General features: G+C 54.3%; 21 protein-coding genes and 1 riboswitch. Of the genes, 6 read left to right on the forward strand and 15 right to left on the reverse strand.

Going from position 1 to position 26324, the window contains the following annotated elements; translation table 11 throughout:
• Nucleotides 1–235 precede the first annotated feature (235 nt).
• The 4 genes from zwf (at nucleotide 236) to H8K27_RS15150 (ending at nucleotide 4401) form a co-directional block, all read left to right on the forward strand.
• Entirely contained in the window at nucleotides 236–1696 is a 1461-nt protein-coding gene (zwf, locus tag H8K27_RS15135; RefSeq protein ID WP_186864006.1) for a glucose-6-phosphate dehydrogenase, read from the forward strand.
• A gap of 38 nt (nucleotides 1697–1734) precedes the next feature.
• Complete coding sequence (locus tag H8K27_RS15140; RefSeq protein ID WP_186864007.1) at nucleotides 1735–2412, forward strand: 6-phosphogluconolactonase; 678 nt, start codon at nucleotides 1735–1737, stop codon at nucleotides 2410–2412.
• A 101-nt stretch (nucleotides 2413–2513) separates the two neighbouring features.
• A complete protein-coding gene (locus tag H8K27_RS15145; protein WP_186864008.1) occupies nucleotides 2514–3407 on the forward strand; it encodes an SIS domain-containing protein in 894 nt (297 codons plus the stop codon).
• Between the two features lie 166 nt (nucleotides 3408–3573).
• Entirely contained in the window at nucleotides 3574–4401 is an 828-nt protein-coding gene (locus H8K27_RS15150) for an HDOD domain-containing protein (RefSeq protein ID WP_230419374.1), read from the forward strand.
• An 86-nt stretch (nucleotides 4402–4487) separates the two neighbouring features.
• Here H8K27_RS15150 and ribA read toward each other — a convergent pair whose 3' ends face one another.
• From ribA to H8K27_RS15190, 8 genes are all read right to left on the reverse strand, one after another.
• On the reverse strand, nucleotides 4488–5129 hold the full coding sequence (ribA, locus tag H8K27_RS15155) for a GTP cyclohydrolase II (RefSeq protein WP_186864010.1): 642 nt from the start codon (nucleotides 5127–5129) through the stop codon (nucleotides 4488–4490).
• 327 nt (nucleotides 5130–5456) lie between these two features.
• Nucleotides 5457–7334 carry a dihydroxy-acid dehydratase gene (ilvD, locus tag H8K27_RS15160; protein WP_186864011.1) on the reverse strand — a complete coding sequence of 626 codons (1878 nt, stop codon included), beginning with the start codon at nucleotides 7332–7334 and terminating at the stop codon, nucleotides 5457–5459.
• 275 nt (nucleotides 7335–7609) lie between these two features.
• Nucleotides 7610–11884, reverse strand: coding sequence for a translocation/assembly module TamB domain-containing protein (locus tag H8K27_RS15165; protein WP_186864012.1), 4275 nt, complete (start codon nucleotides 11882–11884; stop codon nucleotides 7610–7612).
• Between the two features lies 1 nt (nucleotide 11885).
• The gene (locus H8K27_RS15170) at nucleotides 11886–13781 is read right to left on the reverse strand and encodes an autotransporter assembly complex protein TamA (RefSeq protein ID WP_186864013.1); all 1896 of its coding nucleotides are present in this window, start codon (nucleotides 13779–13781) and stop codon (nucleotides 11886–11888) included.
• Between the two features lie 6 nt (nucleotides 13782–13787).
• A complete protein-coding gene (locus tag H8K27_RS15175) occupies nucleotides 13788–14231 on the reverse strand; it encodes an ExbD/TolR family protein (protein WP_186864014.1) in 444 nt (147 codons plus the stop codon).
• A gap of 15 nt (nucleotides 14232–14246) precedes the next feature.
• Nucleotides 14247–14942: a protein TolQ gene (gene tolQ, locus H8K27_RS15180; protein WP_176804419.1), complete on the reverse strand. Its 696-nt coding sequence runs from the start codon at nucleotides 14940–14942 to the stop codon at nucleotides 14247–14249.
• Between the two features lie 152 nt (nucleotides 14943–15094).
• Nucleotides 15095–15514 carry a tol-pal system-associated acyl-CoA thioesterase gene (ybgC, locus tag H8K27_RS15185; protein WP_186864015.1) on the reverse strand — a complete coding sequence of 140 codons (420 nt, stop codon included), beginning with the start codon at nucleotides 15512–15514 and terminating at the stop codon, nucleotides 15095–15097.
• Between the two features lie 105 nt (nucleotides 15515–15619).
• A complete protein-coding gene (locus H8K27_RS15190) occupies nucleotides 15620–16372 on the reverse strand; it encodes an SDR family oxidoreductase (protein ID WP_186864016.1) in 753 nt (250 codons plus the stop codon).
• A 205-nt stretch (nucleotides 16373–16577) separates the two neighbouring features.
• Nucleotides 16578–16703: riboswitch (ZMP/ZTP riboswitch) on the forward strand.
• Nucleotides 16704–16818: 115 nt separating this feature from the next.
• On the opposite strand from H8K27_RS15190, the gene glyA reads away from it, so the two are divergent.
• Nucleotides 16819–18069 (forward strand): serine hydroxymethyltransferase, encoded by a 1251-nt coding sequence (gene glyA, locus H8K27_RS15195; RefSeq protein ID WP_186864017.1) that lies wholly within the window; start codon nucleotides 16819–16821, stop codon nucleotides 18067–18069.
• A 102-nt stretch (nucleotides 18070–18171) separates the two neighbouring features.
• Nucleotides 18172–18663: a transcriptional regulator NrdR gene (gene nrdR, locus H8K27_RS15200; protein ID WP_186864018.1), complete on the forward strand. Its 492-nt coding sequence runs from the start codon at nucleotides 18172–18174 to the stop codon at nucleotides 18661–18663.
• Between the two features lie 75 nt (nucleotides 18664–18738).
• On the opposite strand, the gene H8K27_RS15205 is transcribed toward nrdR, so the two are convergent.
• The 7 genes from H8K27_RS15205 to H8K27_RS16400 form a co-directional block, all read right to left on the reverse strand.
• Nucleotides 18739–19305, reverse strand: coding sequence for a GspH/FimT family pseudopilin (locus H8K27_RS15205; RefSeq protein ID WP_186864019.1), 567 nt, complete (start codon nucleotides 19303–19305; stop codon nucleotides 18739–18741).
• Complete coding sequence (locus H8K27_RS15210; protein WP_329604418.1) at nucleotides 19305–19787, reverse strand: type IV pilin protein; 483 nt, start codon at nucleotides 19785–19787, stop codon at nucleotides 19305–19307. The genes H8K27_RS15205 and H8K27_RS15210 overlap by 1 nt, the downstream gene beginning before the upstream one ends.
• Before the next feature lie 7 nt (nucleotides 19788–19794).
• Nucleotides 19795–23715, reverse strand: coding sequence for a pilus assembly protein (locus tag H8K27_RS15215; protein WP_186864021.1), 3921 nt, complete (start codon nucleotides 23713–23715; stop codon nucleotides 19795–19797).
• 47 nt (nucleotides 23716–23762) lie between these two features.
• Nucleotides 23763–24416 carry a pilus assembly PilX family protein gene (locus H8K27_RS15220; RefSeq protein WP_186864022.1) on the reverse strand — a complete coding sequence of 218 codons (654 nt, stop codon included), beginning with the start codon at nucleotides 24414–24416 and terminating at the stop codon, nucleotides 23763–23765.
• Between the two features lie 7 nt (nucleotides 24417–24423).
• Nucleotides 24424–25476, reverse strand: a complete 1053-nt coding sequence (locus tag H8K27_RS15225; protein ID WP_186864023.1) for a PilW family protein — start codon at nucleotides 25474–25476, stop codon at nucleotides 24424–24426.
• 2 nt (nucleotides 25477–25478) lie between these two features.
• Nucleotides 25479–26051 (reverse strand): type IV pilus modification protein PilV, encoded by a 573-nt coding sequence (gene pilV, locus H8K27_RS15230; RefSeq protein WP_186864024.1) that lies wholly within the window; start codon nucleotides 26049–26051, stop codon nucleotides 25479–25481.
• A 32-nt stretch (nucleotides 26052–26083) separates the two neighbouring features.
• Nucleotides 26084–26324, reverse strand: a 241-nt coding sequence (locus H8K27_RS16400; protein ID WP_222610694.1) for a hypothetical protein, incomplete at its 5' end; no start/stop codon positions are given.

The raw sequence follows: 26324 nt of genomic DNA on the forward strand, positions 1-26324 counted from the left end.
TTGTACAAAAACGTCAAATTTACCGTAATGAAACTACATTTCTGAAGTTTTTCTGGCATAATGAAATTGCTCGGATTCTTTCAGCGACGGCGTTGAATACCTCCGCCGCACAGGATTCAGGCACAATCAGTCAGGCAGCAAAAAAACACCATGGCAGCGGCAGAACAGCAGCAAATGCAGTCCGGCGGACGCTTTTGACTGCATCCCCAGAAGCAGAACATATCTCGGAGTCAGCATGACCACTTTTGTCTTATTCGGCGGCACAGGCGATCTCGCCAAACGCAAACTCATCCCCGCGCTGTACAGCGCGTTTGTGAATGGCAGGCTGGACCAGCATTTCCAGTTTATCGGCGCCGCCCGTGAAGCTCTGTCGAATGACGAATATCGCCAGCGCGTCAGTGACAGCGTGGCGCACTATGCCTCCAAAGTCACCGGCGGCAGCCCGGAAAAACTGGCGGCGTTCCTGGAGCTGACCCAATATGCCAAGATCGATGCCCGCGTCCCCGAAGACTTCGAAAAACTCAAAGGCAGCCTGCGCACTTCCGATACCAATGCCACACTGTTTTATCTGGCGACCGGCCCGGATATTTTCATCCCGGTGGTGGAGCAATTATCGAAGCACGGTCTGGTTGAAGGCAATGCCCGCGTAGTGGTTGAAAAACCCCTCGGCCGCGATGCGCAGTCCGCCAAGGAAATCAATCAGTCGTTGCGCAATTATCTGAATGAAAACCAGATTTACCGTATCGACCATTACCTCGGTAAAGAAATGGTGCAGAATCTGCTGGCGCTACGCTTTGCCAATTCTTTCCTCGAACCGCTGTGGAACCGCAAGTGGATTCAGGATGTGCAGATTTCGATCTCCGAGCAGGTCGGCGTCGAATCGCGCGGCGATTTCTACGACCACACCGGCGCCCTGCGCGACATGGTGCAAAATCACTTGCTGCAACTGGTATCGATCGTGGCGATGGAGCCGCCAGTGAACGCTAATCCGGATGCGATCCGCGATGAGAAGGTCAAGGTCTTGCGCGCCCTGCACAAATTCACACCGGATGAAGTCAGCAAAAAAACAGTGCGCGGCCAGTATCGCGCCGGTGCCGTCGATGGTCAGCCTGTGATTGCCTATCAGGCCGAACCGGGCGTGCCGCCAGCGTCGCGTACCGAAACTTTTGTCGCGATCCGCGCCGAAATCGATAACTGGCGCTGGGCAGGCGTGCCGTTTTACCTGCGCACAGGCAAACGCATGGCGAGCCGCTGCGCCGAGATCACGATCAATTTCAAACCGATCCCGTATTCCATTTTCGGGAAAAACCAGGGACCGCTGCGCTCTAACCGGCTGGTGATTTCGCTGCAGCCTGAAGAAAGCGTACAACTGTACATGAAAGCCAAAGAGCCGGGCGAAGGCATCCGCCTGTCCGATGTGGCGCTGAATCTGGATTTCGCAGAAGCATCCAATTCCCGCCGTGTGGAATCTTACGAGCGTCTGCTGCTCGATGCGATGCACGGCGACCTGACGTTGTTCGTCCGCGATGACGAACTCAGCGCCGCCTGGGCGTGGATAGACCCGATCATGCTGGCCTGGCAGAACGACAGCGAAGGCCTGAAATCGTATATCGCCGGCAGCTGGGGGCCGGCCGCCGCCAGCTATCTGCTGGCACAGCATGGCGCCGCATGGGGTGAAGAATACGTAGAAGGCTGAACGCGGCGTTTCAGCCCCGTCATACAGAAAAGAAAAACATGAGACCTATCCAATATCATACCTTCGACAATTTTGCGGCACTGAGCGAAGCGCTCAGCCAGCAGTGGGCGGAAATCATCCGCAGCACGCCGGGCGGCAGCAGCTTTGCTCTCGCCGGCGGCACGACCCCGGCACCGGTGTATCAGCGGCTCGATGAATTGCTGACGCATATGGATCAGCGCAATCCGATCAAACTGGTCGCCACCGATGAGCGCTGGGTCGCCGACGAAGATCAGCAGAGCAATGAAGGCCTGTTCCGCCGCTGCCTGCAGAAATCCGCCCGCGACAAACGCTGGCAGCTGGTCTCGTTAAAAAATGCATCCTCCACGCCGGAAGTCGCCACCGAAGCGATTGATGCGCGCCTCAATGCGCAGCTGCCGCAGGCATTCAGCGCCATCCTGCTCGGCATGGGCGCTGACGGTCATATCGCTTCGCTGTTTCCCGGCGCGCCGGTGCAGCATGATGACCTGACCTGTCTGGCGGCGGTGCATCCGCAGACCCGGCAAAGCCGCATGTCGCTGTCGCTGCCGCGCCTGCTCAATACGCAGCGCATCTGGCTGGTGATTACCGGTCAGGAAAAGCGCGATGTGCTGGAACATGCCGTCGAAGCCAATCTGCCGGTTGCTGCCCTGCTGCGCGAAGCCGGATGCGATATCGATGTTTTCTGGTGCCCGTAACAGTGTCTTTCAGCTGGCTTATGACGCACAATACGGTTTTGCCCGGCGCATCACCTGATCCGTGTTGAGCGTCATTCACTCTGCCCACATCTGCACACATTATGGCAAATCCATTTTCCGAACCCCGCCCTGTCCCGCCTTCTGAAAAAGGCTTGCTGGCCCGTATCCGCACTGCCAGCACCGCGCTGAGCCGCGCTGAACGGCAGGTCGCGGAATTTCTGCTGCAAAAACCGCACGATGCGCTGGAAATGTCGATCCGCGTGCTGGCACAGGCCTGCGATGTGAGCGAGCCGACCGTGGCGCGTTTCGCCCAGAGCCTGGGATTCGACGGATTTAAATCCTTCAAGCTGGCATTTGCCAAAAGTCTGGCGACCGGCATTCCTTATCTGCACCTCGATGTGAATCAGGCGGATCAGGTCAAGGATGTCTTGCCGAAAGTATTTGACCGCACCATCGCAGCGCTGATGGAAGCCCGCAACAATGCCAATCCCGCCAACTTTGAAGCCGCCGTCAATCTGCTGGCGCGCGCACGCCGCATCGAATGTTATGGACTGGGTTATTCCGGCGCGCTGGCAATTGATGCGCAGCTGAAGTTTTTCCGTTTCGGCATTCCGACCACCGTATTCTGCGATGCCCATTTGCAGGCGCAATCGGCGACGCTCCTTAACAGCGACTGCGTGGTGGTGGCATTTTCCCGTACCGGACGCACACGTGACCTGATCAACAGCGTACAGCTGGCAAAAAACGCCGGCGCCAAAGTGCTGGTGCTGTGCGCCAGCGGCGGGCCGCTGGCTGAGCTGGCCGATGTGCATATCAGCGTCGATGTGGAGGAAGACCCTGACATCTACACGCCGATGACTTCGCGCCTGGCGCATCTGACCTACATTGATGCGCTGGCCGTCGCTGTCACGCTAATGCGCGGCCCGGCTGCGATTGACATGCTGGAACGCGCAAAAATCAGCATCAGCGAAAAACGGCTGGGTTCAAAAATCTGAAGCCGGATACGGCACGCTGCCATCAATAAATTTCCGGTAAGAAATAATCTACTCAATTGATGTAGTAATTATTTCACATCTTTGTGATTCCTCTGGGTATCGCGGTGGCATTCGGGTAATACTGAACACATGTTAACTTCAGGAATGAGTTCAGCGAATGATCAGCATGCGACAGATCACGGACGATGTGAATGACCTGCCGAGTCTGCCGGCCGTCGTGATGGAATTACTCAATAGTGTGGACCGCGACGATGTCGATATCCACGCGCTGGCACAACAGGTCACCCATGACCTGGCACTCACCGCAAAAACCCTGCGCATCGCCAATTCCGCGTATTACACCACGCTGGTCAAGGTCACCACGATTCAGCAGGCAATCTCGCTGCTGGGTATGACAACGGTGCGCCAGATCATCCTGACTGCGGCCGTCACCGGCTGTTTTCCCGACAATAACTGTCCCGGTTTCAGCCACAAAGATTTCTGGCAGCATGCCAATGCGGTCGCCATCATTGCCCGCATCCTGGCGCGCAGACTGAACTTTTCGCAGGATATTGCCTTCACCGCCGGGCTGCTGCATGACATTGGAACCCTGGTGCTGGTGGCTTATCATCCGGAGCGCTACGCCGCGGTCATCGCCTGGCAAAATGAACACCAGAGCACACAACCGGAAGCAGAAAAGGAAGTGCTCGGCCTCGATCATGCGGCGGTTGGCCATGCGCTGGCGGAATGCTGGAATTTTTCCGACGCCATCAAAAATGCCATCGGCGGACATCACCAGCCAGACCGGCCCGGACTCGGTTTTCTGGCGACCATCATTCATGTCGCCAACGGTATCGCGCATGTCCTGAACGTGACGGCGACGCCGGATCACAGCACCCCGGAAATCTCCGCTTTGTCATGGGAAAGCCTGGGGCTGGACCAGAATGGGCTGGATCAGGTGCTGGAAGAAGCCGCCCGGGAATTCAGCAAACTGCGCCAGCAGGTCGATCTGTAATCAGGACGCCGGCAATATCCACGGGGCAAACATCATCACCTGCTGACTGATGCTTCCAGTCAAACCAGGGATTGCTCAGAAACACCTTACAGTTCCGGCGACAGCATGTGACCGAGCTTGCTGATTTTGGTGTTCAGGTAACGGTTATTGTAGGGATTGCGCTGGATGATCAGCGGCACGTGCTCACTGATCGTGACTTTCAGGCCTTCCATCGCGGCCAGCTTGCGCGGATTGTTCGTCATCAGCCGCAATGACTGTATGCCCAGATGCCGCAGCATCGGGTCGCACAGGCTGTAATCGCGCAGGTCTGCCGCAAAGCCGAGCCGCTGATTGGCCTCCACCGTATCGGCGCCGTCGTCCTGCAGGTGATAGGCGCGGACTTTATTCAGTAAGCCGATGCCCCGTCCTTCCTGTCGCAGATACAGCAAGGCGCCGCGCCCTTCTTCCGCAATTTTCCGCAACGCCATTTCCAGCTGTGGCCCGCAGTCGCAACGCTGGCTGAACAGTGCATCGCCGGTCAGACATTCGGAATGAATCCGTGCCAGCACTGGCTGGCCGTTCGCCACATCGCCCAGTGTCAGCGCAATATGCTCTTTGCCGGTTGCCGGTTCAAAAAAAGCATGCATACGGAAATTGGCCCAGGTGGTAGGCAGATTGCAGGAATCGACGTATTCAAGTGCCGCGGTTGCAGGAGTTGCAGGCTCGACAGGCGGGGTGTTGCTGGACATACCGTTCTCACGAATTTTGATTTACAGGACCCGGACGAACTGAGCTTTGCCAGACGGCGTCCCGACAGGGTGTCAATGGATTCCAGCGGGCCGTGGCGCCGCCAAAACAGAGAGTATAAACGACCAGCGCCTTTCTGACCGGGGATGCTGAACGCTTCTTCTATTTTCTGCAGGTGAGGGCAAAATTCAGGAAAACAAGCAGCGCCGGTTGACCGACGCTGCAAGATACAGACAGTGCACAATAAAAATGCGGCATTGGCAGCCATTTTGTGTGGCCGCTTTTACCTCTTCATGATTATTGCTGTTGCCTTGTTGTTATTGCACTGCTTATTTGCGGCGCAACTGGGAAATATCACGCACCGCGCCACGGTCTGCCGAAGTTGCCAGCGCTGCATACGCCTGCAACGCCTGCGACACCACGCGCTCACGGTTCACCGGTTGCCAGGCGCCGGCGCCGCGCGCCTCCATCGCGGTACGGCGCCGCGTGAGTTCATCCTGGCTGACTTTCAGATGGATGGTGCGTGCCGGAATATCGATCTCGATGATATCGCCCTCTTCCACCAGACCGATGGTGCCGCCTTCGGCTGCTTCCGGCGAGGCATGACCAATCACCAGCCCGGATGAGCCGCCGGAAAAACGACCGTCGGTGAACAGGGCGCAGGCTTTGCCCAGACCTTTGGATTTGATGTAGGACGTCGGATACAGCATTTCCTGCATGCCTGGCCCGCCTTTCGGTCCTTCGTAGCGGATGATCACCACATCACCTTCGTGCACGGTGTCGCCCAGAATGCCTTCGACTGCGGCATCCTGACTCTCGAATACGCGTGCTTTACCGGTGAATTTCAAAATACTTTCATCGACACCGGCAGTTTTCACGATACAGCCTTTTTCAGCCAGATTGCCATACAGTACGGCCAGACCGCCGTCCTGCGAATAAGCATGGGCGCGTTCACGGATGCAGCCGCCGGACCGGTCGGTATCGAGCGAATCAAAACGCTTCGCCTGCGAGAACGCCTGCTGCGTCGGCACACCGCCCGGTGCTGCCAGGAATAGGGTGCGCACTACGGCGTCCTGACTGACCATGATGTCGTTACGGGCAATCGCTTCGGCCAGTGAAGCGCTGTGCACGGTCGGGCGGCTGGTGTCGAGCAGGCCGGCGCGCGCCAGTTCCCCCAGAATCGCGATGATGCCGCCAGCGCGGTGCACGTCTTCGATGTGGTATTTGTCCGTCATCGGCGCCACTTTGCACAGGCAGGGTACCTTGCGGGAAATGCGGTCAATATCTGCCATGCTGAAATCAACGCCGGCTTCATGCGCGGCAGCCAGCAGGTGCAGCACAGTGTTGGTGGAGCCGCCCATCGACACATCCAGCGCCATGGCGTTTTCAAAAGTCGCCTTGCTGGCGATGCTGCGCGGCAGGATGGAATCATCATCCTGTTCGTAATACCGTTTGGCGAGTTCCACGACCAGACGGCCAGCGCGCAGGAACAGTTCCTTGCGGTCGGCATGGGTCGCCAGAATCGTGCCGTTGCCCGGCAGGGACAAGCCCAGCGCTTCGGTCAGGCAATTCATCGAGTTCGCGGTGAACATGCCGGAACAAGAACCGCAGGTCGGGCAGGCAGAGCGTTCAATCCGGCCGATTTCTTCATCGCTGACCTTGTCGTCGGCAGCTTTGATCATGGCATCGACCAGATCAATTTTCATGATTTTCTGTTCGCCGCTTTGTTTCGGGTGCAGGGTTTCCAGCACTTTTCCGGCTTCCATCGGCCCGCCGGACACAAACACGACCGGGATATTCAGCCGCATCGCCGCCATCAGCATACCGGGTGTGATTTTGTCGCAGTTCGAGATACAGACCATCGCATCGGCACAATGCGCATTGACCATGTATTCCACGGAATCAGCAATCAGTTCACGCGAAGGCAGGGAGTACAGCATCCCGCCATGTCCCATCGCAATGCCGTCGTCCACGGCAATGGTATTGAATTCCTTGGCCACCCCGCCCGCCGCTTCGATCTCACGGGCCACCATCTGCCCCAGATCCTTCAGGTGCACATGGCCCGGCACGAACTGGGTAAACGAATTCACCACGGCAATGATCGGCTTATCAAAGTCACCATCTGTCATGCCAGTGGCACGCCATAAGGCACGCGCACCAGCCATATTGCGGCCGTGGGTGGTAGTCCGGGAACGATATTGCGGCATGATTCACTCCTGATAATGGTCAGCGCAGGCTGGCCAGGAAAAATGAGAAAGCATCAGCTTGCATTGCTTGTTTTGATATGTCAAATATCATTTAAGAAGAAAATTAAGTTGCATTGCATATTAATCGCCGCAAATAAAAACCCAGCCTCACTGGCGCGACGGCGGTGCATCTGGGTAAAGTGTGGTGGCGCCGGCGATCGGCGCTGTACCCCGCCCGTCATCCGCCGCCAATGCTGCCTGCCTCAGTGTAGGCCGATTGCGGACTCAGCTCTGGTTTAATTGAAAGAGAAGGTGTACGTGACATCGACTGCCGATTCACTACCGGTGCGCCCGACCACGGTAATACGGCGCGTCAGCTGCCAGCTCAGGCGAATCGCACCACTGGCATCACCCAGACCGCGCTCAACCGACAGCACCAGCCCCGGCATCAGGCGTTTTCCCACGCTGATGACCTGATCGCTGCCGGAAGTGCTGCTGGACACACCAGTGGTTCCGGCAACAGTTTGTCCCGGCACGTGTGAAGTGCTGCTGCGTCCGGCAGAGCCGATCGAAAATTCGTCAAAACCCAGTCCCTGCACGATATCGCGCGGCACGTTGCGGCTGCCGTCGCCACCAAAAATCGCGGTGGCGGCTGACATCAGCAGCGAGGCATCGCCGCCCGCCAACTGATCCGACCCGCGCCCCAGTACCAGCCAGGAGAGCTTTTCGGCATCCGGCACTGCCGGCTCCGACACCAGCCGCACCTGCGGCGCGACAACGGTGCCGACCACCTCCACCCCGGCCTCGACGGCCAGTCCTTGCCGCAGGGCGCGGATGTTCAAGCCGGGATTAGCAGGTGGCCCCTGGAAATTCAGGATGCCGCGTTCAATCGCCAGCTGCTGGCCGTAACCCTCATATACACCACGCACCGTGTTGATGGAGCCGGTCGCCTGCAAGGGACTGCCATCCACCGAGCGCAGGCGCAGGCTGCCCTCCAGACCGGTATCAAGTCCGCGTCCGACAAACACAAAGCGCGGCCCCATCTCAAAGCTCACATCGACCCGCGTTTTCAATCCCTTGCGTGCGCTGCTGTCGCTGGCTGTGCGGTTATCCGTCCGCTCATTTTTACGTGTCACATTCACATCGCCGGACAGGCTGGGCGGCGGTAATTTCGGCAATCTGAAATAAGCGCCGTCGGCTTTCACGCCGCCAGTCAGGCTCCAGATATGATTGGCTTCTACAATGCTGGCCTGCCCTGACACAATCAGCCAGCGGTCCTTGCGCTGCAATAACGGAAATTGCTGCCATTGCGCCTGAATGGCGCCGGTTTCCTTGCCGATATCCACCTCGCCGCTGGCGGTGAACAGGCCGCGCTTGCCGAGCATCTCCGCGCCTTTGAACTGGGCGTGTTGCGGCAGCATCGTCACCACATTGGAAAACTGCAGCTGATTCAGCGTCAGGTGGTTGTCTTCGATCTGCGCATCGAGCGTGCCATTCGGCAGCAGCAGACCTTCGGAAGCAAACGCCAATTCCAGTTCGCGTCCGCTGACCGCTGCCCGGTAACGCGGTTTTTCCAGATTACCGCTTAACTGCGCATCCAGATTCAGTTTTCCTTTCAGCACCAGCCCCGGATTCAGCAATGGTCCCAGCCACTCCAGATCAGGAATCACGGCGCTGACCTGGCCATTCAGCGCTGCCTCAGGCGGTAATTGCCATTGCCCCTGCGCCTGATGCAGCCAGGAATCAGCCGTGATCTGCCATTGTCCCAGACGGCTGCCATCGGCGCTCATCTGCAGGCTGATGCGCTCACCATCGGTCCCTGCCACCAGACCGCCAAGATGGATTTTCAGCCGGGCATCACGTATCCCCAGCGGTATCGCGGTGGCCGTGCCATCCGGGTCGTTAAAGCGCAGGTCGCCACCCTGACGCTGAATCGAGATGTCGCCACGCGCCGTGTCTTTCAGCTGCAGATTCCACGCCGCATTCAGGGTCAGATTGCCGGTCACGGCATACTGTGGCCGCAGCAGATTGACCAGCTCCAGCACGCGCGCATTACTGACAGTACCCTGCGTCATCAGCTGCCCGTTGGCCCACTCCAGCTGATCCACCGAGAGTGCACCCAAAGCGCTCTGCAGCTGCAGTTTCCCGATACGGAAAGTCTGCGCATTGATCTGCGCGGCAGCAGGCGCCATCAGCCGGGCATCGGCCTTGCCGCTAAGCGTCAGCGTCTGCAATTCCCCGTGCCAGTCCCACCCGGCACCCGGTGCGGAACTGCGCTGATTTGCCCGGCTTAAGGTGGTGCCGCTGCCGGTATTGAGTGCACCCTGCAATGCGGCGCTGAATTGCTGTTTGCCAGGGAAAGTCATCTTGGCGCTCAGGCGGTGGTCGTCTTTTTTGCCGCTCAGCTGCAATTGCAGCTGGCTGATTTTCACTGCCTTGCCAGACGACAGCGGATCAGCATCGGCGGAGCCGGGAAAGTCGCCTCCCAGTTGCTGCACATTCAGTTCACCGGCAACCAGACCGGCGTCGCCACCGGCAAGCTGTAATTTGCCATTCAGGCTGGCCACCGTATAATTTTTTTGTTGCCGTGCGATACCGATCTGGCTGCCGTCCAGCGTCACCTGCCCTGCCAGATCACGGAAACGTCCCTGCAGTTCCAGCGCGGCATCCAGCCTGCCGCGCAGCGCCAGCTGCTGACTGCGCAATAACGGATTGAAGGCGCTGAGATCATGTGCCTCGAGCGCTAACTGCAGACTGTCGCCGGGCGTGCCGGCCACCCCGTGACCACTCAGATGATTATCGCCCCAGCGCAGATCAAGCCGGGATACCCGCAACTGCTCGTGCAGCCACATGAATTCAGCCTCGGCCTGTACCGGCTGCCCGGCGTACTGTCCCTGTAATTGCGGTAATTTAACCTGCAACTGGACATCGGGTGTCAGACGGCCGTCAACACGGATTCCGGCGTGCAGTTCACCCGCTTCGGTATCCGCCCAGTATGCGGGATTGAAATGTCCCAGATTGCCGGCAAAGTGAAACGCCTGCTCACCGCGCAATGCCAGCGTTCCTTTCCCTTCCAGCTGCGCCTGTCCGGCCTGTAAATGCAAACTGGACAGCGTCAGTAACTGCTGGCGGATATCATAGCCGGCGTCAGCTTTCAGCACGGCCTGCGCATCCTTCAGCTGGGTGGACAGCTGCATGACCTGCTGTGCATCGGTACGGAGACTAAGCTCTCCCTGAATGTGCGTACTGCGCAATGCCGGGTGCAGGGCTTTCAGATCGACATTCGCGAGTTTCAACCGGGCATCGGCTCTGAAACTGCTGTTGCTGAACTGGATTTTTCCACCACCCTGCACTTCGCCCTGATGGGTCAGCCGCAGCTTCAGGTCACGGATATCGAGCAGATCATCCCGCCACAGCAGGCTGGATTGCAGGCCTTCCAGTGGCAAGGCATGCCGGTTCAGTGTGCCGGGATTGCCATTGGTAACGCGGATCTGCCCGGTGACTGCTGCGGCTGTTTTCTGCGCCGGATTTTTATTTGGCGCGGCAGCAGGTGTCATGATCGTCTCCGGCTGCAGGTCTGCCAGAATCCGTAAATCGGCCTGCGGTGCCTGGGCGGACCAGTCAGCCGGATTCAGATGCCGGATATCGATCTGCGCCTGCCGGATAATTTGCGTTTCAAAGGGCGCCAGCAGCGCACTGGCGGTGCCGCTTAATCGCTGTGCCGCGGTTGTGGTCGTTGTCGCGGTTGTGCCGGCTGGAGACTGCTGCAACTCGGCCTGCAATGCCAGTTGCAACGCAGTGAGATCTCCGCTGATCTGCAGTTGTGCCGACACCGGTGGAATATCCTGCAGCACCCGCCCTTGCAGACGGGCATTACCGCGAAGACTGAATGGTCGCGCGCCCGACAGGCTGACGGCACCGGTTTCCAGTTTTCCCCACGGTGAATTCAGGCGCAACCGGGCCTGATACTGATTCTGGTGATACGTCAGCTGTCCTTGCAAAGCAGTCAGGGCAAGCACTTCTTTTTGCTTTCCGTCTGCCAGCATGTCTGCGATCTGCAGGCGCCCCACAGCCAGATCGGCGGCGTTCAGCGAAAGCGGCAGCGTCAGTTGTTGCGGCAGACTGACCGGCGTGTTACTGGGCAAGGTAGCAATCTGCAGATAGCTGATGTGCAAACGTTCAAACACCAGTTCGCGCCGCCATAGCGCCTGCGGCTGCCATGCTAACTGCACGCCACTGGCCTGCACGCCGGTACTGGCGTCACGGTAGCGGAACTGATCTATTTCCAGTGCGTGACTGAGCGTCCCCCGCACACCGCTGGTCTGTATGCTGCCAGCAGTAAGCTGATCCACAACAGCGAAAAAAACCCGGGTGCCACTTTCTGATTTAACGGCCCAGCCAATCAGCAGCACAACCGCCAGCAGCACTGTCACCACGCCAGCAAGCAGCCAGCGCAGCCATTTCAGCGACCGGCATTTCACCGCCACCGGTGCAGGTACAGGTACATCATCCTGCCCGCTGTTGTGTTCAGGCGGCAATGGTGCTGTTCCGTTGTGATCAGCTTGCGTCATATCAGAATGCGATGGCAATAGAAAAATCCAGCCGGACCCGCTTCGACTGCCGCCCATACGCCATATCCAGTGCAATCGGACCAGCCGGTGTGCGGTAACGGCCTCCGATGCCGATTGCCTGCCGCAGGCTGAAATCGCGCCAGGTCTCCGCCGCATCGCCCACATCGACAAAAGTCGCCGCGCCCCAGGTACTGTTGAGCCAGTGCACATATTCCGCACTGGCCACACCCATCACGCGTCCGCCAGTCACCGCATTCAGATGCTGGATACCCAGACTCTGATAAGCATAGCCGCGTACCGTCGTGCTGCCGCCGGTACGAAACAGGTAGTCTTCCGGAATACCGGCATCGCCCTGCGCAAAAACCTGACCGGCCTCAGCCCGCAAAATCACGCTGTCGGTCTTGCCAACCGGAACCCAGCGCTGGTATTTGCCATAGCCCCGAATAAAGCGCTGGTCAGAAAATAACGCCTTATCGGAGACATCCAGATCAAGCTGATAAATCTCTCCCCGTCGCGGCGAAAACGCATCATCCACATCACGCCAGGTCCAGCCTATGCTGGCGACCAGCGCCTTGCTGATTTCCTGCGGTTCTCCTTCGACGGTTTTACGTTCGCGGATCAGTTTCAGCGCCAGCCTTTGCTCCAGTAAACCGCGATGACTGGTGCGCTTGATACCGACGGCATTGCGCAGGGACAGCACGCCCGACAGATCCTGACGATCGGCAATCACACCGAAGGAATCAAGCTGCTTATCATGCGGCGGCAGATAAATATCGGCATACCCCAGCTGCCGCTTTTGCTCGATCCGGATCGCGCTGCGCAAATCCCAGGCTTTTCCCAGAATATCGCGGTCACGGTAGGCAACTTCTCCGCGAAATCCGGTATTGCTGCTATAACCGACGCCAAAACTCAGGTCACGCGCCCTGCGCTCGACCACGCTGACATCAACCGGTATCGCCAAAGCCTGCTCCGGATCAGCATCGATCGACACAGCAACGGTCGCAAAATAAGGAGAGTTCTGCAAATTACGCTGAAATTCCAGCAAACGCGCGCGTGAATACAGTTCCCCCGGCACCGGCGGCTGATACCGGGACAGCAGCCAGGACGGATAACGCCTGAGACCATTGACACGCAGTTCCCCCAGCCGGAATACCGGGCCGCTGTCAACTTCCAGCGCCAGCACGGCACGCTGCTGATCGGCATCCACATTCGCCGCGCTGTCTGCTATACGTGCTGCTGCATAGGTATCGGCGCGCAGGCTTTCGAGCAACTGGGTTTTTGCTTCGCTCCAGTCGTCCTCTCTGAATGGCTGCCCCTTGGCCAGCCCCCATTCATGGATCAACCGCTGCTGGCGTTCCTGCGCAAGCGGTTCTGCCGATGCCAGTGCACCCTGAAAATGGATTCCGACTTCAGCGATGATTGTCCTCGGACCCGGGCTGACCGCCACCTGGATCAGCTTAAGCGCATTGCCGGCCGTCCCTTGAGCCGCGGCCGGTGTAGTCGCTTCCTCCAGGTTTCTGAACTGGATCTGCGGCGAAAAATATCCTTCGGTCGCCAGAATGCCGCTGATGTCCTGGCGCAGACGCCGGATCAGGGATGGCGTGATATTTTGGGCTTCAGCACCCGGCGAAAATTCGGCAATATGCTCACGCAGCAACGCTGCCCAGCCAGCCGCTTCCGCCTGCAATGCAAACCGCCCGCTGGTACTGCGCACGACGCTCTCGGGGTCGGTAATGGCGTCATCAGGATGCGTGGTTTCGGCTGTCGGAGGAGTTTCATTGCTTTGACGTTCCTGCGCAGCGGGAACCGTCTGCGCAGCAAGCGGACGGACAGGAGCACACCATCCCACCAACAACATGCTCAACAGCAAAGGCAATGAACACTGTCTGATTGTCATCCTGATTTATCGGGTCGCCAGACCTACTCGATTGATCCCCAGTTTTTTGGCTTCGGAAATCACCTGCACCACATCATCATAGACGATGCCCTTATCGGCAGACACCAGCACAGACAAATCCGGTTTGGCATCGTGGTATTCCCGCAGCTTTTGCAACAATTGCTGGCGGTTGCGTGCTTCTTCCTTGCTTTCCTGCAGATTATGTCCATTCGCACCATTCCGGCTGTTCAGGCTGATGGTGGCATTGGCATCGGGTTTCAGCGTGATTTCAATGTAATCGGATGGCGGCTGGGTGGACTGCCCTGCCGTCGGCAGATTAATCACGCTGGGATTGGTCATGGGGGATGCCACCATGAAAATAATCAGCAGCACCAGCATCACGTCGATATAGGGCACGACGTTGATTTCGGCCTTGAATTTGCGTTTACGTTCGCCACGCAGGTAACTCATGCTGACTCCCTGTGCTTATCGGGACTGGCGCTGAAGAATATTGGAAAACTCTTCAATGAAGGTTTCAAACCGAATCGCCAGACGGTCAATATCGTGCGAATAACGGTTATAGGCCAGCACCGCCGGAATCGCGGCAAACAGGCCGATCGCCGTGGCGATGAGCGCTTCGGCAATACCCGGCGCAACCGCCGCCAGTGTCGCCTGCTGCACATTGGCCAGTCCGCGAAATGCATTCATGATGCCCCAGACGGTACCAAACAGGCCGATATAAGGCGATACCGAGCCCACGGAAGCAAGAAACGACAGATGCGATTCCAGCATGTCCATTTCCCGCTGGTAGGCTGCCCGCATCGCGCGGCGCGCGCCATCGAGCATCGCACCGGCATCCAGCGAGGCCTTATTCGCATTTTTAACTTTGTGATATTCGCTCATTCCGGCTTCAAAAATACGTTCCAGCGAGCCCGCTTTGTCGCGCCCGGTGCGACGGTTCTGGCTGGCTTCCTGATACAGCTCCACCAGATTGCCGCCGGACCAGAAATTCCGCTCGAAAATCTCGGTCTGCGACCGGGCTTTCCGGATGGTAAACATTTTGTTGAAAATATAGGTCCAGCTGGTCAGGGAAACACCGATTAACAACAACAACACGAGCTGCACCAGCACGGAGGCATTGGCAATGAGGCTCACAAACGAAAGGTCTTGGGTAACAGTCATCATAAATCAGTTCAATCACGACAAAAAAAATTAAGCAGGATCGCCGTATCACATGTTTTTCAACAAGCCGGCCGGCCAACTGGTTCGCATGCAAGAGTCCGCTGCCCTGCCGCTGCAGACAGCCACGATAAAGGCTGCCGCATCAATAGCGCTCAGGCATTAAGCGGCTTGAAGGCCGATATTTTTTCCAGCACATCTTCCGGCATCGGTGCAGGACGCAGGCTGCTGGTGCCGACGCAGCCGACCTTGATCTTTCCACGCGTCAGCAAGCGATCGCCGCACCAGGCTTCCTGTACAAACTGCACGGATGCCCGCCCCAGCTTTTCGACCGTCACGGTGATACGGAGTTCATCATCCAGCCTTGCGGGAGCATGATACTCGACTGAGCTTGCTTTGACGACAAACATCACGCCCGCCGTTTCCGCCAAAGTCTGCTGATGCACCCCGGTCGCCCGCAGCCATTCGGTCCGGGCACGCTCAAAAAACTTCAGGTAATTCGCGTAAAACACGATGCCGCCGGCATCTGTATCTTCGTAATACACCCGGACATTCCAGTTAAATGTGTTCTGCATTGTTTTCATTTCCGGGGGAGTATATGACTATTTCGGCCTGTTGCCCTTGAAAATAAAGGAGCATTCCAGATACTCCCCCCAGTATCCAGAGACTGTAGATCAGTGTCAGACGGGCTGGCGTTTGATGTTCAACGGTCCGAAACCCTGACAGGTCGGCATCATTTCAATGTAATTGATATTCACATGCGGCGGCAATGTCGCAATCCAGTACGCTGTTTCTGCGATATCGACGGCCGTTAACGGCACCGTTCCCTCATACACCTTGGCTGCCGCACCGTCATCGCCGCGGAAACGGACATTGGAAAACTCCGTACCGCCGCACAATCCCGGCGCAATATTGGTGGTGCGCACATTGGTGCCCGCCATGTCGGCCCGCAGATTACGGGTGAACTGATCGACAAATGCCTTGGTGGCACCATAGACATTGCCGCCAGGATACGGGGTTGAACCGGCAATCGAGCCAATATTGATAATCATGCCACTGTTGCGTGCGACCATATCCGGCAAAATGGCACGGGTCACCGTCACCAGTCCTTTGGTATTGGTATCAATCATGGTATCCCATTCATCCTGCGAAGCCAGGTGCGCAGGCTCAGTCCCCAGCGCCAGACCCGCATTATTGATCAGCACATCCACCGGCTGCCAGTCTGCCGGCAATCCGGACAGCGCGTTCATGATGGAGGATTTCTGCGTCACATCCATGCTGACCGGGAGCAGATGCGGGCCCAGTTCGGCCTGTAATGCGCTCAGACGCTCAACCCGGCGCGCGGCGGCAATCACGCGATGCCCTTCGCGTACGAATTTCCGCGCCATTTCCTCACCAAAGCCTGAGCTTGCCCCTGTAATCAATACAATCATGTCTGCCCTCTGCTGAAAAGTTAAATGAATACCGCACAACTGACGATGCCGTATTTTAAGGGCTTTTACGGCGATGCACTGCATTCCGCTCAGAAGCACCGCACTTTCCCTGCTTCCCCGGGAATTTTTTTGCTTTTCAGTCAAGCCTTTCTCATCAGGCGCTGCTTGCCCATTCATAGCGCATCACGTAAAATCCTCTCACCATTTTGTCTCACGTAACTGGCGAAAATGCCGGAAAACGGATAATTCCGTTCCGGCAAAGATGGAGATCCATCGGGAAGCGTGAGATGTCGGAGTCGGATGACTCCAGCCGTGCGCCTGGGTAGCCTGATGGTAAAGCAGTGAGGCTGCCATTCGTCATACCATTCCGAGCGACACCTCACAGAATACAATCAACTTACGTTGTTCAGCTTATTCTCAATCATTCAACAGGAATCAGGAAAACCATGTTTGCTAAAACTCATACGCTCGCCCATATCGACCCAGAAATATTTGCGACCATCCAGAAAGAAAACCACCGTCAGGAAGAGCATATCGAACTGATCGCTTCCGAAAATTACACATCGCCAGCTGTCATGGAAGCGCAGGGCTCCCAGCTGACCAACAAATACGCTGAAGGCTATCCCGGCAAGCGTTACTACGGCGGCTGCGAATATGTCGACGTCGTCGAGCAACTGGCCATCGATCGTCTGAAACAATTGTTCGGTGCCAATTTCGCGAACGTCCAGCCAAACTCCGGCTCGCAGGCGAATCAGGGCGTATTCTTCGCCCTGCTGAACCCGGGCGACACCATCATGGGCATGAGTCTGGCCGAAGGCGGTCACCTGACGCACGGCATGCCGCTGAATATGTCCGGTAAATGGTTCAACGTCGTGTCTTACGGACTCAATGACAAAGAAGACATCGACTACGATGCCATGGAAAAACTGGCGCGCGAAGCGAAACCGAAACTGATCATCGCCGGTGCATCCGCTTTTGCGCTGCGCATCGATTTTGAACGCTTTGCCAAAATCGCCAAAGAAGTCGGCGCTTATTTCATGGTCGATATGGCGCACTATGCCGGCCTGATCGCTGCCGGTGTGTACCCTAACCCGGTACCATTTGCCGACGTCGTGACATCCACTACCCACAAGAGCCTGCGCGGCCCGCGCGGCGGCATCATTCTCTCGAATGACGAAACCATCGCCAAGAAAATCAATTCTGCGATTTTCCCAGGCCTGCAAGGTGGTCCTCTGATGCACGTAATCGCCGGCAAAGCAGTTGCCTTCAAAGAAGCACTGTCACCGGAATTCAAAGCCTATCAGGAACAAGTCGTTAAAAATGCTGCCGCACTGGCCAACACTCTGACCGAGCGCGGCCTGCGCATCGTTTCCGGCCGCACCGAATCGCACGTGATGCTGGTCGATCTGCGTCCGAAAGGTCTGACCGGCAAAGAAGCAGAAGCGATTCTCGGCTCTGCCCACATGACCTGCAACAAAAATGGTATTCCGAATGATCCGCAAAAACCAATGATCACTTCCGGTATCCGTCTGGGCAGCCCGGCGTTTACCACCCGCGGTTTCAAAGAAGCGGAAGCCATCAAGGTCGGTCACCTGATTGCTGACGTACTCGACAATCCGAATGATCCGGCCACTATTGAAAAAGTGAAAGCAGAAGTCAAAAAACTGACTGACGCATTCCCTGTTTATCAGGCCTGAGCATGATAACGGGTCAGAGTGCTGCGACAGCATTTTGCATTCTGACCTGTTCCTGTCCCGCATCATTCGGTTCTGATATCGGAATCCCTCACTCGTCATTCTATGAAATGTCCCTATTGCCACCACGATGATACTCAGGTGATTGACACCCGGGTGTCAGAAGAAGGAAATGTCATGCGCCGTCGCCGCCGCTGCGCGCATTGCGATAAGCGTTTCACGACTTATGAGCGGATAGAGCTGGCAATGCCCGTAATTGTCAAAAAAAATGGCAGCAGGACAGAATATGAATCCGTCAAACTACGCGCCAGCCTGATGCTGGCACTTCGTAAACGGCCGGTATCGGCGGAAGCCGTCGATGGCGCCATTCAGCGCATAGAAGAAAAATTACTCTCCAGCGGCGAACGTGAAATTCTCTCGGTACAACTGGGCGAACTGGTCATGCGTGAGCTAAAGCGGCTGGATAAAATCGCCTATATCCGCTTCGCTTCCGTTTACAAAAGTTTTGAAGACATCTCCGAATTCGCAGAAGCCATTCAGGAAATCAATGTAGAAAACAAGGTCGGAAAAAACAAGAAAGCAGCAGAACCGGAATAAAGACGCTGCTGCCAGGGTGAGTTATAGGCTCAACGTATCTTGACATTCCAGGACTAACGTCAGTGATGCACGGAATCAGTTCCCTGTATTGGTGTCGGCGCAACTCACCTGATCCACTGCCGGATTGCAGATCCGTGCCCGCCCTAAAAAATTCAGCTTCACACGCTGGATCGACGATCCCAGGGTAAACGACGCCGTTCCCGCCTGAGGTTGCTGACCGTTCGCATTTGTCCTGCTGCGGCCATTACCGGTATAGGAAACATAAGGCACCGTCGAATCCGTAAAATTATTCGTTGCCGTAATCTTGCCGGGAATGGCCTCATGAATAATGATAATAGTCTCCCCGGCATCAGGAATGGCATTGGCATTGGCGTCCACAAAAATGGTCCAGCCAGAGCTCCAGTTCGCGCCGTCATTCGCCGCCATCGTCACCTGCCCGCCACGCTTGATGGCCTCCGTCCGCGTCAGATTCGTTGCCGAATAAAACTCAGTCGCAGTTGCCAGCAATTTCTGATTATCGATAAAACTGTTAAACGCAGGGGCGGCCATTGCCATCAAAATCGCTGCGATAGCGACGACAACCATGAGCTCAGTCAACGAAAAGCCTTTTGTTTCAGACGTATCAATCAATTTTTTCATCATTACCAGCATTGATCTTTGGTGCCAGATGCCCCGGTAAACCCTTTGACACCGGTACTGGTCAGAGTGAAATTACCGCAGACAGGATCTTTATAATTACTATTGACATTGGTCGTTCCTGGTGTAGCTGTCAGAAGTACGCAATTCTGAATCGTATCTCCCGTGCAGGCTGCGCCATTTATTTCGTAAAAACTGCTGGCAGCGGCATCCGCTGAAAACCAGTTAAATTTCATTTCATTGGCATCGGTCGAGGATTTTGAAAAAACAATATAGCTGTTATTTTGCGTGTAGTAGCGCTCCTCCTGCTGCATCAGTTTCATCAATGCCGACTTGGCTTCTGAGCGCCGGGCCTTTTGCACGCTCGAATTATATGAAGAATATGCAATTGCCGAGAGTATTCCGGCAATGACCAGAGTAATCAGCAATTCGATCAGCGTGAAGCCCCGTGCTTTATTCCAATTCATAAATTCCCTCAAGTTTTTCATAGTGTGATTATTGTCCGCTTTGGGCAGCTTTACGCATATCCTGGTAATTTTGCAGCTCCCTCCAGCTCACACGCCCTGCTCTGGTTACCGCATCTGGCGCGGCGACATTATCGCTGGTCACGCCGGAGGAATTGCCTGTTCCCGCGGTCCGTACTGTAATTTTGGTCGTGATCCTGCGGCTGCCCGTCGCATTTCTGTCGCCAGTTGTGGTTGAAATATTCAGCACAACCGGTGAAGTCAGGAGACCAATAGTCGATAAAGTACCAGTCACATCTGTGCTCATGCCGGTTAACACATCGACCATGTATTTACGGCCACTCCCTCCGGAACAGGGGTCACTGCTCAGAATTAAGGTATTAAAGAACAGATAGTTGCCAGCAGTGGTTCCGGTCAGGGTGTGATGAATCCGCTCGCCGGTTGTCTGGGAATTATAAAAGTCAAAATACCAGCCTTTTTTAGTTCCTGCGGTTGTACCATAAGTAAAATTATTACCCGTCAGCGTAAAGCCCGAACCAGATGGTGTGGCGGTTCGCGGCTCCAGCTGACTGCGTCCCGTCACTGCATCTGCAGGATATGTGGTATCCAGAATCGCATAGTACGTGTTCGTCATGTAATTTGACGGGGTTACATCGTAAGTTTCCAGATATTTCCCGGTACCGAATAAGAGAATGTAGCCGCCGCCAGGAGCGAACACAATTTGCGGCTGAACTGTAATTGGCTGCACAGAGCCAGTGGATGTTTTGGCAGTAAAGACCGGCGTACTGGAAACAGTTGCAGCATTCAGTGTCGCCCCGACAAAATTGAAACGCCACATATTTCCCTGCAGATCTCCCGCATACGCATAATTGACTGCACCATCCCCTCCATACGCAACGTTAGGAGCGCCCAGTCCATTTTTACTGGTCGGGTCTTTAATCGGGGTCATCAATTTAAAATAATTGGTATTCAATACCCACGGATCACCCGGATTTTTATCCAGTGACAGCAGAAACAAGGCGCCCTGCCCGGTTGCCACCGGATTGGAATCATAATTATTGTAGCCGCTGGAAACAATCACAAAATTTCCATAAGTCGGGCTCGCTGTCGTTCCGCCGGTCCGGAATTTGGCAATCATTGGCGGCGCAAGCACGTATCCCATATCAGCATCAATTTTGTCACTGAACTCCCACAAGGCTCCCAGACCGCCGGTAAAGTTGGCCGGGTTCGTGACATCCAGTGCAAACAATCCCTTACTGCCGGCCCCGAAACCGGAAACCAGTAAAGTTTTCCAGTTCCCTTTTACCTGCGCCTCTTTGATCGTAATCCGGCCATCAACGTAAGACTGGTGATTGTAATAAGGATCCGAAAGATTATTTAATTTCGAGATCAGGGTATTCGGGACATAAGAAAACAGTTCTGTGCCGTTGACCGCATCAAATGCGTGCAACATACCATCATTAGAGCCAACATAGACTGCCTTCTGCCTGTTGGCATAGGTTTGATAAAAAGCAGAATATCCAGAGCCAGAAATATTTTTGGCGGGTGCGCCATAGTAAACCGGCGCACTGTTGATGATGTCTCCCAAAACGCTATCCCGTGCGCGGAATTTACCCACCACATTACCATTCGCATCTTTACTCAACTCCTGCGTGCGGTCACCGCGCAGATAGTTAATCCGGTCAGCAGCAAAATTATCCACTGTTCCTGTATGCGGGTCGGTATTCAAAGCGAGCTGATCGCTGGTACTGAAATTTCCTCCACTCGCCCAGGTAAATGGAACTAATGCCAGCGAACCGTCCAGACTGATTTTAGAAGTATAAATATTGCGGCTGCCAGGAACAGGATTCGGAGTGATTTTTGCAATCGGATCCCCTGTCAGAATTAATCCTGCATCCCAGATAGCTGGCGGATTAGAAATTGTCGCAGATTCTTTTTTCAGGCTGCCCGACCATTTATCCGCTTTGAATCCGGGTTCATACACATAAGGATTATCGCTGGCACTGGTTGATGAAATGCCAACGCCAGCCAAGGTACCGCCTGTCGATGCGACATTCTGAAAAATAGCATTAATCGCTGCGATCATTTTCGCAGGATTACTTGCAAGGAAAAAATTATCAGGATCCGTGCCATTCCCATTTGCCCATTCAATGTTATTGGTAATAACCGTCTTGCCATCAACATCAAAAGTTTTGTAAGGGTTTTGATCCAGATTCAAATCATTAAATCCGCCATATTTTGCGGCCAGATAAAGTTGTGACAATCTGGGTGCCGTGCGTGCTCTGGTTGGGTTATCAATCAAGCCATTTCCGTTTTCGTCCACATCAATCGTGAATGTTTTGACGCGGACAGGCTTATCCAGACGTATATCGTTGGTGTGAGCCCAGTAAGCTGCGCCTGCCATATAAAAAGTGCCGTTACTCGCGCCCGTATATGCCGTGGCCATATTCGCTAAAGAGGCAGCCGGCGCAGAGTTTCCAGATGAAGAAGAGGACTCCATTGCCGCAACCAATGCGGTCTGCGCTTTGACATCAAATGCCGGCCATTGTGCAGAAGCGACATCCGCAGAACGCAGACCACGACCATTTCCATTCAGAGTTCCCCCTGGAATATACGTATCCTGATGGGTATTCGCATCACCAATCACAATGATGTAGTTCTTCTGACAGGATGCTTCGATCGGATCAACCCAGGTAGATAAGACCTGAAAGTTGTCCTGCATCGCAGCAGTCTTACCAGTCAGCGCATTCGCCGTCGGTGCTCTGCCTTGTAAATAACGGATACTTTCGTAATACAACTCACTGATAGGATCGTAAGCTTTGTAATTGCCGGTACGTCCAAATTTATTGAGATAATTAACAACTCCGCTGTTTCCCGTTGCATCATTCTCTGAATTAGCAACAAAAATCCCTGTATTCGCATCCCATTCCGGGCGATCATTGACCTCTTCAGCAAAGCCGTTCACAGGACGGTATTGCTTACTCCCGACATACTTCAACGGGGCTCGCAGCACACCACCATAACGTGTATTCACCTGATCGATCAAATAACCGAAAGCGCCATAACGGACACTATTCTGATTACGCTGCATATTACCGACAGGTTTATAAGTACCATTTGGATATTGCTGACAAAGATCTGTGCGTGTCGTATTTTCCATACTGTCACAAACCTGAACACGTACCAGAAACTCCCCCAGAACGCGGTCCGTCGACGTATCAAGCTGGGTATCTGTCGTTGGAATATTATCCGGATAAGTTCTCTGTGTTGCACAGGAAGATGATGTGTTGACGTCACTGAATAAAATTTTATTATCGCAATTCAGGACATACAGGGTTGACACGTTATATGGCGTAACTCCATATGGCGCGCTCATTGTTGAACTGGCTGTGACGATTTTTTTCTTAAAATAACTGCCATTGTTATAAAAACTGTTGTACAAAAATGCTCTCTGTAAAACTGTCTGAGTTGTAGAGTCGATAAAACGGTCACCACCAGTCAACGCCAGACGCAACATATCAATAGCAGAAGATGCAGCCCAGTTCATGAAGTTTCCACTGAAAGCGGTTCCTCCGCATTCATGGTTTACGTCCGCATCTTTGACGATATAAAAATAGCCATTCGTCATATCAGAAGTACTGACTGAACGTGAAATTGGATCGCCATATGCATCCTGGGTAAACAATCTCAGGCCGGCACCATTCATATAACACTTTTTGGTATTGAAATAGCCAATGTAGTCCAGTGTTTTATTGTAATCACTGGCGTTGTTATATGCGGCCTTGACGGTTGGGAACTCTACCGATAGATCAAGCAGTAAATTAGGATGGACATTACCCCCCCCGGAATACAACGGGGTACTTGAAAGAGGTACGACGGGTGGTGCCGCAAAGACAAGCGTTTGCATCACGATCAGGTAACTGGCAATCGCCGATTTAAACAATTTATTCAATTTGACTCTCCGGTCAGGATGATTCATCTGCACTTTACGCACATGACTTAAGATCTGACAGCTTTTCTATAAAAGGACTGCAATACAACCTGGGTATTCGGATTCGGACCAAAACCAATTGCAGTGATACGGAAAAAATATTTAGTCTGTTCGTCAGCCTTTCCTCCGGCCTCGACGTCTTGCACAGCTTCTATGATGTAGCGTGGCAATTTAGCCGGGAAAGCACCTTTACCGGTCACCATCGTCTGTCCGGTAAAGCGGCCGTATTTAACACTAGGGGCACCAGAAGCGTCATTCGACAAATCAATGCTCAGCCATACCGGCGTTTGACCATTCGCCGCTGGCAAACACATTCCCTGATACAGATTGCCATCACCACTTGCACAACCGGCCTCAAAAAAAAGATTGGAGGTCGCATCAAAGACATTGCTGCGTCCGTTTGCCAGAGCAACCTGAGGATCAATATCCATTTCCGCATCTTTTAACGCTGCCTCAGCCGACATCAGAGCAATCTGCCTGTCACGGTCATTCCGTGAGGCTTTTTCACCTTGCAAAGAAATTGTTGTCAACGACATGCTAAGGACAAGCACGACGATCAACATTAATAAAGATACGACCAGGGAAACGCCCGTCTGCCTTTGATTTCCCGGTAAATGCCGATATGCGTATCTGTGAAAAGAGATAAATTTTTCGTTGGACATAACGGACTCAATTTGGAGGAAGGCAGGTACCCCTGACAGGGTCAACATTACAGATATTCCGGATAAAGACAGTTGCCGTGTACACTTTGCGGACACGGTTCTGCCTGGAAGACGGGAGATCCTGATCTTTGATGGTCGTCCCTTTGTCAACACCGGAATTGGCGGCTGCATAATCAGGGCCGAACAGATTGTAAGTGGTGGTCGCTGTGTCAACCCTTGAATTCTGCGTACCGCTGACGAGCATAGCCACTTTCACTTCTGTGATTTTCTTCCAGTAGGTTTTGCGGTTTAAATCCTGTGCCTGTTGCGCAGCGGTTGTCCCAGTTAATACCAGACTGGCATCGAGTGCATTAATTGCCGTCGCAGTTAGAAACTTATTCGCAGTCCCATCGGTAGGATTACTCGTATCAACACCATATAAAACCTGAAAAGACTCCACGCCTTTGACGATAGACTGTGCGCTCCAGTTACCTGATACAGGGTTATAGTATTTGCAAAACAATTCAGGTTCATTACTTGCCCCGTTAGCGACATAGTAAATGCTCCAGCCTCTATCCTGATCGGCGGTATTGGATGAGACCGGAGCCGGAACTGAAAATCCTGCACAGTTAATCACCGTACCATCACCACTTCCGGTATTTCCTGAACCAAAAAAACGTACCGCCAATACATCGCTAAAATTGACCGATGCCCCTAATGGAGAGGAAATATCCGTCGATGTTGCAGAAACACTGTTGGCATCCATCCCACTCAGATCTGCACTGGCAGTAGATGGCGTAATTTGCGGGGAATTATTGAAATCATAGTTAACATAACCCGCCTGACGCAGCGAACGTGAAATGTTATCCAAACCAAACCGGGCAATATCCTGCGTATCATTCCCGTCAGTCTGCGTCATGAAAAGGGTTTTGGTTGAAACCACCAGACTGGTTGCGGCGAAGACTACCAACAAGCCAATTGAAACGGAGATCAGCAATTCAATTAATGTCAGACCTGCCTGACGATATTTCACGATGGAAATATGATGTGTGACAGCAAAATTCCTGGAAATTGATTTCATAATCATTTGACGTAAGATTCCACAGTCACTGCCACACTGGGGGGATTAACACCATTCGTTAATACAAAACTGCCATCAGGATTTTTGCTTTTCCAACCCAGTTTGATTGTCAGGCCAGCATTCGGATCCGAGGTACAGGTCCAAGTCAGTGCTTTGGTAGAGCTATCAAAAGGTGAGGAATCACGGCAAACCAGCACCCGGCCTGCAGGCAAAGTTTTTTTGACACGAACCAGCCATTCATAGATATCAGCTTTTGCTAAATCCGTCGCGTTACAATTTGCCGCGGAGGTATAGCAAAGGGTTGGTGTTGTGGGATCGGGATCTGTTGCTGAATTGTAATTAATTGAAGCAAAAACATTGGCGGCATCAGATAATTTCATCTGTGCATCATTAGAGCGCATTTTATCCGCAAGCTCATTCGCCAGCTCCACCGCAATAGTCTGGTATCCACTTTGTTGAGATGTCCTAACCGCAGCAAGCTGCAGCCCGGCTGCACCAATAATTCCCAGCGCAAGTACAAACACAGCAACTAATACCTCAATCAGCGAAAAACCCTGGGTTTGATTTGAAATCATGATGCCAACAAGAAATATTTAACGATTTCATTTTAATATATTTTCTTATTTGCAAGATACCTTTCGTCTCCCATTATCATCCATTGATCGGAAATATCGAAAATACAACCATCAAGCACCCGAACCCTGGAGCGAACCTGGCAGTTCTCAAGGCCGGCTTCCCCTTCTGAAGACGGCTTTGACTGACCGGCACGGCACTGGCCGCGCCCGGTCTGAGCACTGCACGTTTTCGGGTTTCGGGTTTCGGGAGAACGGCAGCACTCAGGCAGTGGC

This window comes from Cognatundibacterium griseum, from assembly GCF_014284195.1.
GTDB classification, from domain to species: Bacteria; Pseudomonadota; Gammaproteobacteria; order Burkholderiales; family Burkholderiaceae_D; genus Undibacterium; species Undibacterium griseum.